The sequence below is a fragment of the Methylophaga marina genome, assembly GCF_030296755.1.
In the GTDB taxonomy this organism is placed as follows: domain Bacteria; phylum Pseudomonadota; class Gammaproteobacteria; order Nitrosococcales; family Methylophagaceae; genus Methylophaga; species Methylophaga marina.
In genome coordinates this window covers 2,503,365-2,517,411 of the sequence record NZ_AP027741.1, presented here as the reverse complement: position 1 = coordinate 2,517,411, position 14,047 = coordinate 2,503,365, and the positions used below count along the sequence as shown (strand labels likewise).

Below are 14,047 nucleotides of genomic sequence, written 5' to 3'. Positions count from 1 at the left end.
CAGAGTGAATATGGAGATACTTTTGTTTTCTAAAACTCTTTTTACCCTAACAATTTGAGACATTGACTTCAAATTGTCAAAACAGGATTTTTGCCACAACAGGCAAATGATCAGATGCTTTCTTAGCTAGCATTGTTCGATGAACACTCAAGGAAAGTAGGTGTTTACGTGGATGTACCCAGATACGATCTAATGCAAATACGGGGAAAAAACTGGGGAAACTTTTTTGGATGGTGTGGTATCAAAATAGGCTTTTAAGCGACGTAATGTCCGTCCCCATAAGAACCATTCGTTTAAATCGCCCATCAAGACCGCCGTATCGACCTCATGTTCAGCAAGGCGACTCATGAGTTTTTCAACCTGAAACTGACGTTCTTTTGGTTTTAAACCAAAATGTGTCGTCATTATCACAAGCTGATGTTGCTCGATTTCCAGCCTGAGTTGAATTGCCCCTCTGGGCTCATGGGGTTCAAGACTTAAGTCAATCAGCTCATGAGACGTTAATGGAAATTTACTTAAAACGGCATTGCCATAGTGTCGACTCTCCCGAAACATGGTTGGGCCTGCAATGCCAATCATGCCGGTCTGCTGAGCAAGAAAATCAAGCAGATCGATATCATTGACCATATGATGTTCGACTTCTTGCAAAGCAATGATGTCGGCATCCATTTCACGTATCACGTCAACAATTCTGAACGGGTCGAAATGTCCGTCAGTTCCGATGCAGGCGTGAATATTGTAGGTTGCTAAGCTAATCTCCATTCAGTGTTTTATTTGTCTTCTTTTCGGTTAATCAGACGTTTTAATCCATACATAATGCTGCCAACGGCAACCACTACAGCAATGAAAATTCCAATCTGAGTGGGGTCTGGGTTTTGGATAGTTCGCATCAAAGAATCAGCAAAAACGGTGATGCCTAAAATACCGGGCAGCATACCGATGACTGTTCCTAAAATAAAATCGCGGGTTTTAATATGTGAGCCACCTGCCACCATGTTGATGACCGTAAACGGAGCCACGGGAATAATTCTGACAGTAATGATAGCTAAAACGCCATGCTTAGCTAAACGACGACTTAGTTTGTTTATACTGGAACCAGCAAGTTTCTGAATGGTATTTCGTCCCAGGTAATGACCAACGGCATAGCCCATCAAACCACTCACTAATGAACCAATGATTGAATACACACTTCCCCATAGCGGCCCAAAAGTCAGTGCCGTCGTAATTATCAATAGTGTTACAGGAAAAGCAATCAGTCCGGCTACGGCAAAAATACCCACAACAATCAGTGGTGTTAATGGATGTGATTTTATGCCCTCTGCTGCATGTTGCAGCGTCTCGGGATTTAACCATTCACTCAGTGGTGTCCACCGCCAGATGGCGGTCATGATGAGCACAACAGCCAACACGGCCACAATTTTCCACCATTGTTTTTTGGCGGATGTTGGCTCATCAACAGGGATAAACATTTTGGTCAACTCTTCAGAATCGATTGGTCTTTCAGGATCCACCACCGCAGATGTCGGTAACATCTGGTTAGCATAATCGGATACACGGCAGTCAAGTTCACGCAGTGTATGTGCGTCATCCTGGCCAGCATCAATTAAACGAATCAAAGAGGTTTCCTGAGAAAGATTTTGTCTAAGTTGGTCTTCTGTTATGCCAAAGTGTTCACTCAGTAAACGCTCTCGAAAACGGCTGATAGTCGCTTTATTCTCTTCTGTATCGGCTTCGATAACGAGATCACATTCGCTATCAAGCCCCATAGAGCGGTTACTCAGATTGGCAGACCCCACTCTCATAAGTCGATCATCTATCACTGTGATTTTGCCATGCACACTGATGTAAGAGTCACCCAGTTCATCGCGATGTGGGTAACAAATTCTCAGGCGATTATGCGTATCTGCTTCTTTCAGCTTACAAGCCACACGAAAACGCAAAACATCCATGGTAGCCTGTTCCAGCCAGCCGCCCGTCATCAATGGAAGAACTAAAACAATATCGGGACCATTTCGTTCTTGAAGTCGCTCAGCTAGTAAATCTGCGATCTTCCAGGACGTAAAATACTGATTCTCCATGTAGATCAAGTTTTCAGCCGCTTTTAAGCTGTCCATATACAGCTGCTCTACCTCACGAACCTCTTTTTGTTCGTGATATTCAGGTATGGTTCGACTGATGGCCACCTCAATATTTTCAAACCACGGCTCAATATAATCCGGCCAGGCAGTCCCTGTTCTTTGTGGCGGTTTTTGCAGCTGTTCTCCCGTGGCTTTAAGCCAGCGTTCTCTAGCCAGGTCGCCCAAAGCGGCTGCCGCCTCACCCTGAACCAGCATTTGCACATCATGAAAAGGAGGATATCGATGCCCATCAGGATCGGTACGTCTGGCATCATCCGCTTTATGTGCAGAGCTATCCCAACGGCTTTTGCCAATATCAAAGCCACCTGAGAAGGCAATATCATCATCGATAACCACCACTTTCTGATGTTGCGATGCCCCTAAAGGACATTCTCCATCTAACTTGAAATGCAGTCTTTTTTGAGACTTCCAAGCAGGCTTATACATGGGTAACCATTCACGTTCCATGGTATAAACCATCGCCCAATCCCAATTGAGAATATAGATATCAAGATCTGGATTGCGGTTGAGCACTTCACTGATAAATGCGCCCAGCTCTGCTGGCAAATCACTAGTTTGCTCATCATTTCTGATAAGCTGCATACGGCTGTCGATATCCCAGGAAAGTATGTAGACGGTATGTTTCGCTTGCTGGATCGCGGCATGCAATGCACCAAAATAATTCTCCCCATCAATTAACACTGCAACTTGTTTTGCCTGCTTTTTTTGCCAACAATTGCTGCCTTCATTCAATATGGGTGCTTTGGTCACACTTCATTCCTAATCTTGTGGTGAAAATAGTGCCACTGAGAATAACATATCAATCACACCACCCTTCTATACATCGATTAACATCCTCTTATTAAATGATCATTTTTTAGCCAACACAAAGTCCATCGCCATTCTCCCGGCTTATGGCTTATCGCTGGATATAGCAACATTAACAAGGTGTCATAGACTAATGATCTCAGCATTAAACTGCTCAGACCAAGATGATAGAAATAGCTATTGATGCCCCGGTCAATGCAAGGTATGTTTGACTCATAACTATAAAAAACATGTTGATTTGAGGGAGAACAGTCTTGATAAAGCGTATTAACAGTTCTGAATTACGCATTGGTATGTATATTCAGAAGCTTGGTGGTTCCTGGATCCAGCATCCGTTCATTCGCAGCAGCTTTCTTGTTACTGATCCCAATGACATTAAACGCATCCATGACGCTGGCATAAAAGATCTTTGGATAGATACTGACAAGGGAGACGATACGTCCGCCCCAGCAACAGTTGAAAACAAAGTCGAGCAAAAAGCATCGACAGAGGCAGTTGAAGAGAGCAAGTCAGCAGAAACCAAACCGGTGCCTAGTTCTTCATCAATAGAGAATGAAATAGAGCGTGCAAGAAAACTGTGTCAGGATGCCAAACCCCAAATCATGTCCATGTTTAATGACATTCGCTTGGGCAAAGCCATTGATCCTCACACCACCCTTCCCTTAGTGGGCGAGATTGATTCTCTGGTTCAACGTAATTCAGCCGCCATCCTTAGTGTTGCCCGCTTAAAAACGCATGATGATTACACCTATATGCACTCTGTGGCGGTTTGTGCACTCATGCTTGCACTTGCCAATCAAATGGGTCTAGATAAAGAACAAACACGTCTTGCTGGCATCGGCGGGCTGATGCATGACTTAGGCAAAGCAGCCATGCCGCTCGATATATTAAACAAGCCCGGCAAACTCACTGATTCTGAATATGACGTGATGAAAAAGCACACCATCGTTGGCGCCAAAATTCTGCAAGATGGTGGAGCCGAAGCTGAAGTCATCGATATTGCTTTAAATCACCACGAAAAAATGAACGGTACCGGTTATCCAAACCGACTGCCTGCTGATGAAATCTCGGTTTTAGCCCGAATGGCGGCTATTTGTGACGTCTACGATGCCGTAACATCGGAGCGAGCCTATAAAAAACCATGGGAACCCGCCAATACCATACGAGAAATGTCGAAATGGGAAGGTCATTTTGATAAACAAATTTTTAATAGTTTTGTTAAATCTGTAGGGATTTATCCCATTGGTTCACTGGTTCGTCTCACCTCACAGCGCCTAGCTGTGGTGGTTGAACCCGGAACAGAGTCTTTACTCAAACCCAAAGTGAAAGTGTTCTTCTCAACGCGTTCAAACGCCCCCATTCCTATACAAGTGATCGATTTGGCAGCAAAAAGCTGTAAAGAGAGCATCGAAGGACCAGAAGAACCTGCTGATTGGGATTTCAAATCCTTAGAAAACTTATGGTTATAGTTTAATATGTGAATTAGACTAGCCATGTGCTCACAGGCAAGGTATATATGAGTGAGAGATATCTCATGAGCGATAATATAAATGAATAGATATTATGGCAGATAATACACAGCCCGCACTGCATAGACTTATCACCAAGCGCTACATGCTGGCTGTTGTGCTTATTGCCATACTGTCCAGTTTCGCTGCCTACACATTAAAATCTGCCATATCCGATGTCGATAATACGGCCTATGTCGTCAATATCTCAGGCAGTCAACGCATGTTGAGTCAACATATTGCACTCGACATCCACCGTTTATATCAACAACGCTTCATAACAAACTCAGAGCAAGACACCACCGAGGATGCCTTAACTCAGCATATAAACAAGATGGGTGAGGCTAATCAACAACTTGCCTCAGGCCAACTGAAAAATAATCAAACACTCGAACAGTCAGAAGCTATCCGACACCTCTATTTTGGTGATATCAACCTCTATGATCGTGTCAATCAATACTTGAATACAGCCACACAGCTTATCGACACTGAGGACGAACACACCTTCCTGACATTAATGAATCAAATCGACAATGTCTCCGAAGATTTACTTATTGATTTAGATAAAGCTGTCAATCAATATCAATTCGAAGGTGATGAAAGACTCCGTATCATCAAGAACCTGGAAGTTGGACTCTGGTTAATCACCCTGCTCACGCTTGTCCTTGAAGTGATTTTTATCTTTAGACCGATGGCAAAAGAAGTTATCAAATCACGTGAAGCTGAACAGCGGCTGCTGAATAGTCTCGAAGAACAGATAGAATTACGCACGTACAAACTGGAAGCAGCTAATAAACAACTCAAAGATCTCGCCAGTAAAGATCCACTCACTAACTTAAATAACCGGCTTACATTAGAGTTCGAAATAGAAGCCTTAATAAAAGGCTTTCATGCAAACCAGTGTCCTTTTGGTATCGCGCTTATCGATATCGACTTTTTCAAAAAGATTAATGATGCCTATGGGCATTTAGCAGGGGATCATGTCTTAAAAGAGTTTGCAGAGATTTTACAATCCCAAGGGCGTGATAGCGACAAAGCCTATCGAGTAGGTGGTGAGGAGTTTGTTGTTATATTAAACCGGTTACCATCTGAAAGAGCACAAGACATCATACAAGAGTTAATCAACCAAACCCGGTCACATCACTTTAACTTCGAAGGTCAACACATCAACGCCACAATCAGCGCAGGTCTATACCACACGGATCTGTTCCCCATTGCCAACACAAGAGATTTATTTTGTGTTATCGATAAAGCATTGTACGAATCGAAAGCCAATGGCAGAGACAAACTCACTCTAGCCGTGCCTATTTAGAATAACAGGCATAAAAAAAGCGCTTAAAAGCGCCTGATACTGATGTCTTTGTGTGAGCTTGAAAATGGAGGCTGGGGTCGGAATCGAACCGGCGTTAACGGAGTTGCAGTCCGCTGCATGACCACTCTGCCACCCAGCCATTTTTCATTGAGTCTAAGACTAAAAAGCCGCGATAGTGACTTGACTGACCGCGGCTTTTTATATTCTTGGAGCGGGAAACGAGATTCGAACTCGCGACCCCAACCTTGGCAAGGTTGTGCTCTACCAGCTGAGCTATTCCCGCTGAGGAAGACGTGCATTATAGGCACTTCATTTTTTATGTCAACCCTTATTTCGCATCATTGGCCAAGCCGCTAAAAGATAGTAGTACATTGACTGCATCGTTAACCACGCTGCCGCATACAGGAGTGCTACACCAATTTCAAAAACTGGTAATCCAAATAAGGGCTTATAGTAAATCAGGCAGGCAATGGCCAGCATCTGGAAGGTGGTTTTCCACTTACCCATTTGAGATACCTTAACGGCATTTCTCTGCCCTAATTCGGCCATCCATTCACGTAATGCGGAAACAATTAATTCACGTGCGATGATTAATGTCACCGGTATCAGGATGTACCAGACAGGACTTTTAAACAGGACCATAATCAGCGCCATCACCACAATCAGTTTATCGGCGACCGGGTCGAGAAAGGCACCAAACGCCGAGGTTTGTTCCCACTTTCTTGCGAGATAACCATCCAGCCAGTCAGTAAACGCGGCAATGGCAAATATCAAAGCAGCCCAGACTGATGCAGAAGGTATAGGTAAAAAATAGAACAGAATCAGAATAGGAACTAACAGAATCCGTAAGCAGCTTAAAATATTTGGTAAATTCAACATCTTGTGTCACTTAAAATTAAAATCATGTTTATGGTATCACTATGCGTGCTTAATGATCGCCGTGAAAGACATCATAGATTTTTTGAGCAAGGGATTTACTGATACCGTCCACCTTGGCTAAATCTTCCACACCAGCGCGTTGCACTTCCTGAAGTCCACCAAACTGCTGTAACAACTTTTGTCTGCGTTTGGGCCCTAAGCCTTCAATATGTTCAAGTGTGGAAGTTTTACGTGCCTTAGCGCGTCGCTGTCGGTGACCCGTAATCGCAAAGCGATGAGCTTCATCCCGCACTTGTTGCAATAAATGCAGTGCTGGCGAATCGGCTGTCAGCGTGACTTCTCCTTCTCTACCCACCAGGAATAATGTTTCCTCACCTGGTCGGCGTTCTGGCCCTTTTGCGATACCTAATATAGGTAAGTCAGATAAATTGAGTTCTTCGAGCACTTCTTGTGCTTCTTTGATTTGACCTTTACCACCATCTATTAATAAGAGATCAGGCCGCTTACCTTCGCCTTTCTGCAAACGCGTGAAACGGCGTGTTAATGCCTGATTCATCGCTGCGTAATCATCGCCACCGGTAATACCCTCGATATTAAACTTGCGATAATCCGCCTTAATCGCGCCTTCCAGCCCAAACACCACACATGAAGCAACAGTTCGTTCACCGCGAGTATGACTAATATCAAAACACTCGATACGTTTGGGTAATTCATCCAGGCTTAACGCATCCTGCAACATCTCAAATCGCTGTAGTAAATTGGAACGGCTACTTAACCGTTGAGTCAGGCTGATATCCGCATTGGTAGAGGCCATCTGCATCCAGCGAACGCCCTGACCTCGTTGAGGTTTTCTTAGGCTGACCTTGTGACCAGATTCAGTTTGCAGCACATCCTGAATTAAATCTCTGTATTCTGGCTCATGGCTAACTAAGATTTCTGTGGGTACATTTTTGCCCAGATAATACTGAGGAACGAAAGCCGATAATAATTCTTCAGGGCTGCTGTCACCTGAGCCTTTTGGAAAATAACTTTTACTACCGAGGTTACGTCCACCACGGATAAAACAGACTTCAACAACAGCCATGCCATCTTTGACAATCGCTGCCAACACATCAAACTCACCTTGGTCTGAGCTGACATATTGGCGTTCCTGTACCCGACGTAGAGCAATCACTTTATCGCGAATAGCCGCAGCCTGTTCAAAGTCGAGCCGTTGTGATGCAGCATCCATTTCGGCACTCAAATCATCCATGACCTGTTTGTTTTTGCCTTCCAAAAACATAATCGTGTGTTCGACATCTTTTTTATATTCTTCTTCACTGATTAGACCAACACAGGGTGCTGTACAGCGTTTAATCTGATATTGCAGGCATGGGCGCGAGCGGTTTTGGTAATAACTGTCTTCGCATTGTCTGACAGGAAAGAGTTTTTGCAGCAAGTTGAGACTATCCCTTACAGCCCCGGCACTGGGATATGGGCCGAAATAACGCCCTGCTTTGCGTTTAGCACCGCGGTGATAGCTTAACCGGGGAAATTTATCGCCTGATATTAATAAATAAGGATAGCTTTTATCATCACGCAGCAGAATGTTGTAACGTGGCATTAATTCCTTAATTAAATTGTTTTCAAGGATTAATGCTTCGTTTTCAGTGTGGGTGACGGTAGTTTCAATGGTTGCGATCTGAGCGACCATGACACGTGTTTTGGCTGTTAAACCGGTTTTGCGAAAATAACTGGAAACACGTTTCTTAAGGTTTTTGGCCTTACCAACATAAATCACCGTTCCGGTGTCATCGATCATGCGATACACACCGGGCCGGCTAGTCAGGTTTTTAGGAAGGAGGCTGAATCAAATTCGCTCGTTTTTGTTTGCTTAACTGCTTCAGCCATGTCTCATTTCAAGTGTGGTCGTTTTGTTTGGGTGCGTACTGACGTTGGTAACATTTATGTGCCTGATAAAAGCTGTTGGCTGATAAGCCAAGCAAAATAAAGCCACCGATTAACGCTGGGACGTCAGTGTAAAAAATAAAACATCGCTAAAGCTGCTATTAACTCAGCACTGCCTATCGTTTTTAACAGTACGACATTTTCAATTCGTTTCATTATTATTCTCCCGCACCTTTGCAAGTTTATTCAAGCATATAATCACTTATAAATTATAAGGGATAATGTGCCTTATTCAGGTCTTTGTGACAAGACTTCTTCGTTTTATGTGAAAATAGACGTTTTGTAACGAATCAGTCTAGTGAATCATACTCAGCCTAATCTGCTCAATCCCAAGCTACCGTCATCTAATAAAGAAGCCCTTTATGCAGGCCAGCTTTATGGCAGCGCGCAAGGTCTTTTATTAGCGAAAGCAGCGCAGCAACATGATGGTCCGCTGCTGGTCATTACCGATGACATGAATAGCGCACATCGTCTGGAATTAGAAGCAAAATTTTTCTTAGGGGAAGACAAAAGGCCTGTTTTACATTTTCCAGATTGGGAAACGCTACCTTACGACACCTTTTCTCCGCATCAGGATATCGTTTCAGAACGATTAGAAACACTGCATCAGTTACCCGACTTTAAGCAAGGTCTGCTGATGGTGCCCATAGCGACATTGATGCAACGTATTGCGCCCCGTGCATTCCTCGAAGGCAACACGCTGATTCTGAAAACGGGCGATCAATTCGATATTGAAAGCTGGCGTTTAAAACTCGAAAAAGCAGGTTATCGTAACGTATCTCAAGTCATGGAGCATGGGGAATTTACGGTACGAGGTGCCATCATTGATTTGTATCCCATGGGGAGCAAACTCCCTTATCGTATAGATCTGTTTGATGATGAAATTGATACTCTAAGAACCTTTGATCCGGAAACACAGCGTTCGATAGATACTATCGATAACATTCAGCTATTGCCCGCACGTGAATTCCCGATGACCGAAGACGGTATTCAGTTATTTCGGCAACAATTCCGCCGGCATTTCGAGGGCGATCCCCAACGTAGTTTTATTTATCGTGAAATCAGTGATGGCAATGTGCCGGGAGGTATCGAGTTTTACCTGCCTTTATTTTTTGAAAAAACTAACAGCCTGCTCGACTACCTTCCGGATAACACCTTAATTGTTAGTATTGCAGACCCACATGTCTGTGCTGACCGATACTGGCAGGAAATCAGCGAGCGCTATCGTCAGCATCGTGTGAATCCAGAACGACCGCTGCTCGAGCCTCAACATGTATTCATTCCAGTTGAAGAATTATTCAGCTCTTTCAAGGCCTATCAACGTCTTCATTTGCAAAGCTTTGAGCATCAGGACAAAGCAGGTCATATCAATTATGGTTCAGGCATGCCGCCACAACTGACGATGAATGCGCGTAAGGACAAACCTTGTGAGGCGTTACAACAATTTATTGGTCAGTTCGATGGACGAATATTATTTGCCGCAGAGAGTGCCGGGCGTCGTGAAACATTACTGGATATGCTGCGACAGCACGATATCAAATGTCAGCCTGTCAGTAACTGGGATGCGTTTATCCAAGGTGATGACAATTTAGCCATGACCGTCGCTCCGCTTGAGCAAGGTTTATTGCTGGGTAATGAAAACCTGGCTGTTATTGCTGAAACACAGCTGTTTGGCCAGCAGGTCATGCAGCGTCGGCGGCGTAGTCGTAAAAAACGAGACACCGATGCCATTATCCGTAACCTTGCCGAACTCTCTATCGGTGATGCTGTTGTCCATGAAGATCATGGGGTGGGTCGGTACCTTGGTCTGCAAACATTGGATATTGGGGATGTCACCGCTGAGTATGTGACTTTGGAATATGCCAAAGGCGATAAGCTTTATGTACCTGTCGCTTCTCTAGATTTAATCAGTCGTTATTCTGGCGCGGCACCTGAATTAGCCCCATTACACAAACTTGGCACAGGTCAATGGGAAAAAGCCCGTAAACGTGCAGCAGAAAAAGCACGGGATGTGGCAGCAGAACTACTTGATATCTACGCTCGTCGTGCTGCGAATAAAAAACAGCCCATGGGTATGCCAGATGAAGACTATGCGGCTTTCGCTGCGGCCTTCCCTTTTGAGCCAACACCTGATCAACAAGATGCCATTGATGCCGTTATCAAAGACATGTTATCGGAACAGCCCATGGACAGACTGGTATGTGGTGACGTGGGCTTTGGCAAAACAGAAGTCGCTATGCGAGCCGCGTTTATGGCCGTACATTCCGGTAAACAGGTTATGGTGTTGGTACCCACTACCTTGCTTGCACAACAACATTATGAAAACTTTAAAGATCGCTTTGCTGACTGGCCGGTGAAAGTCGAAGTGTTATCGCGTTTCCAATCAAAAAAATCCTTGGACAAAGTCAAAGCTGGTATCAGTGAAGGTAACGCTGACATCATTATCGGTACTCACAAATTACTTCAGCAAGATATTGATCCTAAACGTCTTGGCCTGTTTATTCTGGATGAGGAACATCGGTTTGGTGTGACTCAGAAAGAGCAGATAAAAAAATACCGTGCTCATATAGACGTACTCACGCTGACAGCAACACCAATACCACGCACTTTAAATATGTCGATTTCCGGTATTCGTGATTTGTCGATTATTGCCACAGCACCGGCACGCCGCTTGGCGATAAAAACGTTTGTTTTACAGTGGGATGCAGAGAAAATTCGCGAAGGTATGCTGCGTGAAATCAAACGTGGTGGTCAGGTTTATTTCCTTCACAACAAAGTCGAAGATATCGATCGCGTCGCCCGTGAAATTGAAGCCATTCTGCCAGAGGCCAAAGTGGCCGTCGCCCATGGACAAATGCGTGAGCGTGAGCTGGAACAGGTCATGCTCGACTTTTATCATCAACGCTTTAATGTGTTGGTTTGTACCACCATCATCGAAACGGGCATTGACGTCCCAACCGCCAATACTATTTTTATCGATCGTGCAGATAAGCTTGGTCTGGCTCAGTTGTACCAAATCCGTGGCCGTGTTGGTCGTTCACATCATCGGGCCTATGCTTATCTCATCACACCGCCACAAAAAGCCATGACGAAAGACGCGGTGAAACGTCTGGAAGCCATCGAGTCTATTGAAGACTTAGGCGCAGGCTTTACTCTAGCAACTCATGATATGGAAATCCGCGGGGCTGGCGAGTTATTAGGTGACGAGCAAAGCGGCCAGATGCAGGAAATTGGTTTTAATCTGTACAACGAGTTATTAGAACGTGCTGTCAGAGCATTGAAATCGGGTAAAGAACCCAGTCTGAATCAATCAGACCGCCACTTTGTTGAAATCGATTTACACGTTCCTGCTCTTATTCCTTCTGACTATTTACCTGATGTGCATACACGTTTGGTTTTGTATAAACGTATCTCTGCAGCGGCTGATAATGAGGCATTGCATGAGCTACAGGTCGAAATGATTGATCGTTTTGGCTTGTTACCGGATCAGGTCAAAACCTTGTTTGCTGTTCATGAGCTTCGTTTTAAAGCGAAACAAATTGGTATTCGAAAAATTGATGTCTATGACCAAGGCGGGCGTTTATTATTTGAAGAGTCGCCCAATGTGGATCCGATGACTATTATTAATCTCATTCAAAAACAGCCTAAAAAATTCAAATTAGATGGTCAGGACAAATTGCGCTTTGTTGAAGACATGCCAGAAGCTGATGATCGCATTGTTGCTCTCGATAGCTTATTAGATGCCTTATTGACTAAAAGCGCATGACCATTCAACACGATCGTAATTTCGATGACTTATTCGATAGGTTTGAAAGTAAAATCTACGAAACCGTTAAAGGCGAATGGCGGTTACGTTTATTAAAAGAAGACCTGGCAAGGTTCGTTGCCGCATCGCCCATGACTGTGTGGGATGCAGGCTGTGGCCAGGGGCAAATCAGTCTCTGGCTGGCAGAGCATGCTCACCAACTGACGCTGTGTGATCTGTCAGAAAAGATGCTTAATACGGCTAAAACTCATTTTGAACAGGCCAATATCAAAGCCACGTTTTATCATGAGTCAGCACAAAGTCTCGCTAAACAGCTACCACAATTTGATTTAGTGTTGTGTCATGCTGTGCTGGAGTGGTTAAGCGAACCACTTGCATCGCTCAAGACAATCATGGACAAAGTCAGGCCTGGTGGCTATTTATCCCTGCTGTTCTACAACAGAAATGCCATGGTCTACAGCAATGTTTTAAAAGGCGGCTGGAGATTACCCCCATACTTAATGATAGTTACATTGGTAAAGGTAATAAATTAACGCCGCCAAACCCACAGTTTCCACACATTATTCTTGATGAAATGCGCCATGCTGGGTTTTCCATTGAGAAACATACAGGGATTCGAGTGTTTAATGACTACATGAGCCAACAAGCCAGAGACAACAGTGATGAGTCCGTATTGTTCGAGCTAGAGCATCAATATTGTCGCATGCCGGTTTATCGTGATATGGGCCGATACATTCATTTATTAGCGAAACGTGAAAATACATAAGAATTTTTAATACGCTGCTTATCAAGCGTATTGTCTCTGCTACAATAGCCGCTATTTTTTAGTGAATCCAATCAATTATCCTTACAAGGTTATTATGTCTAAACTATTAGTTCTGATTGCTTCTTCTACTGTATTTTTAAGCGCCTGTATTCAACAGGGTCCACAAACACCTCCTGTCTCATCTACTGAGTTAGCTCAATCTCTGCAAGAGACCGAATCTCGCCTCATTCAACAAATTCAGCAGCAATGTGAAAGTTTGAACAAGCAAGAGACAGTACAAGCTGATGAACTGCAAAAGATCAGTAAAGCACAACGTCAGTTTGATGGACGTTTTGATGTGATTGAAGGCAAACTGGATACTGTCATCGTCAAACAACACAAAGGTGATGCTGCTCCCCCACTTTGCCCCAAACCTGCTGCGGTAAATACAAACAATATCGGTAATAAACTAGTAGTCGGTAAAACAGAATGGCTGTGGATTGAGGCTATCAATCGTGTTTACGAGGCTCGTGTCGATACCGGCGCTACCACATCATCTATCAGTGCGCTGGATATCACTCCCTTTGAGAAAGATGGCAAGAACTGGGTACGTTTCCGTTTAGCACCAGATGATGGTGACGATAGCTTTGAAATTGAAGCTCCCTTAGTGCGTTACGTCAAAATCCGTCAGGCCTCGACAGATACACTCGACAAACGTCCAGTAGCCTCACTAACTGTACGCTTGGGTAAGATGACCGAAGTAGCTGAATTTACATTAAATGACCGCACCCATATGACCTACCCTATCCTGTTGGGACGTGAGTTCTTACGTGATGTAGCTGTGGTAGATGTGGCAAAAGACAATAATCAACCCAAACCTGAAATTGTTAAAAACCAGCCGCAAGCACCTTCAGTCAGTAAAAGTAAGAAAAAATAAGGAAATCA

Annotated in this window: 9 protein-coding genes, 2 tRNA genes and 1 pseudogene; 6 read left to right on the top strand and 6 right to left on the bottom strand. The window is 44.1% G+C overall.

All coding sequences use genetic code 11. The features are described from left to right. Nucleotides 1-189: 189 nt before the first annotated feature. Both QUE24_RS12825 and QUE24_RS12820 read right to left on the bottom strand, forming a co-directional pair. The gene (locus tag QUE24_RS12825) at nt 190-762 is read right to left on the bottom strand and encodes an endonuclease/exonuclease/phosphatase family protein (protein WP_286304209.1); all 573 of its coding nucleotides are present in this window, start codon (nt 760-762) and stop codon (nt 190-192) included. Between the two features lie 8 nt (nt 763-770). Next, nucleotides 771-2,888: a VTT domain-containing protein gene (locus QUE24_RS12820; protein ID WP_286304208.1), complete on the bottom strand. Its 2,118-nt coding sequence runs from the start codon at nt 2,886-2,888 to the stop codon at nt 771-773. A gap of 311 nt (nt 2,889-3,199) precedes the next feature. Between QUE24_RS12820 and QUE24_RS12815 the strand changes: the two genes are divergently transcribed. Beyond that, nucleotides 3,200-4,414 (top strand): cyclic di-GMP phosphodiesterase, encoded by a 1,215-nt coding sequence (locus QUE24_RS12815; RefSeq protein WP_286304207.1) that lies wholly within the window; start codon nt 3,200-3,202, stop codon nt 4,412-4,414. A gap of 94 nt (nt 4,415-4,508) precedes the next feature. Beyond that, nucleotides 4,509-5,765 (top strand): diguanylate cyclase, encoded by a 1,257-nt coding sequence (locus QUE24_RS12810; protein ID WP_286304206.1) that lies wholly within the window; start codon nt 4,509-4,511, stop codon nt 5,763-5,765. A gap of 65 nt (nt 5,766-5,830) precedes the next feature. Here the strand turns inward: QUE24_RS12810 and QUE24_RS12805 are convergent. The 4 genes and pseudogenes from QUE24_RS12805 to uvrC form a co-directional block, all read right to left on the bottom strand. Continuing rightward, nucleotides 5,831-5,904: transfer RNA gene (locus QUE24_RS12805), tRNA-Cys, on the bottom strand. A 68-nt stretch (nt 5,905-5,972) separates the two neighbouring features. Continuing rightward, a tRNA-Gly gene (locus QUE24_RS12800) sits at nt 5,973-6,048 on the bottom strand. Nucleotides 6,049-6,086: 38 nt separating this feature from the next. Next, nucleotides 6,087-6,644 carry a CDP-diacylglycerol--glycerol-3-phosphate 3-phosphatidyltransferase gene (pgsA, locus tag QUE24_RS12795; protein WP_286304205.1) on the bottom strand — a complete coding sequence of 186 codons (558 nt, stop codon included), beginning with the start codon at nt 6,642-6,644 and terminating at the stop codon, nt 6,087-6,089. A 49-nt stretch (nt 6,645-6,693) separates the two neighbouring features. Beyond that, nucleotides 6,694-8,534, bottom strand: a pseudogene (uvrC, locus tag QUE24_RS12790) (excinuclease ABC subunit UvrC). Nucleotides 8,535-8,889: 355 nt separating this feature from the next. Between uvrC and mfd the strand changes: the two are divergent. From mfd to QUE24_RS12775, 4 genes are all read left to right on the top strand, one after another. After that, nucleotides 8,890-12,357 (top strand): transcription-repair coupling factor, encoded by a 3,468-nt coding sequence (gene mfd / locus QUE24_RS12785; RefSeq protein ID WP_286304204.1) that lies wholly within the window; start codon nt 8,890-8,892, stop codon nt 12,355-12,357. Beyond that, the gene (locus QUE24_RS12780; RefSeq protein ID WP_350226586.1) at nt 12,354-12,890 is read left to right on the top strand and encodes a methyltransferase domain-containing protein; all 537 of its coding nucleotides are present in this window, start codon (nt 12,354-12,356) and stop codon (nt 12,888-12,890) included. The genes mfd and QUE24_RS12780 overlap by 4 nt, the downstream gene beginning before the upstream one ends. Before the next feature lie 41 nt (nt 12,891-12,931). Then, nucleotides 12,932-13,123, top strand: a complete 192-nt coding sequence (locus QUE24_RS15850; protein ID WP_350226585.1) for a class I SAM-dependent methyltransferase — start codon at nt 12,932-12,934, stop codon at nt 13,121-13,123. Between the two features lie 94 nt (nt 13,124-13,217). After that, nucleotides 13,218-14,039, top strand: coding sequence for an ATP-dependent zinc protease family protein (locus tag QUE24_RS12775; RefSeq protein ID WP_286304203.1), 822 nt, complete (start codon nt 13,218-13,220; stop codon nt 14,037-14,039). Nucleotides 14,040-14,047 lie beyond the last annotated feature (8 nt).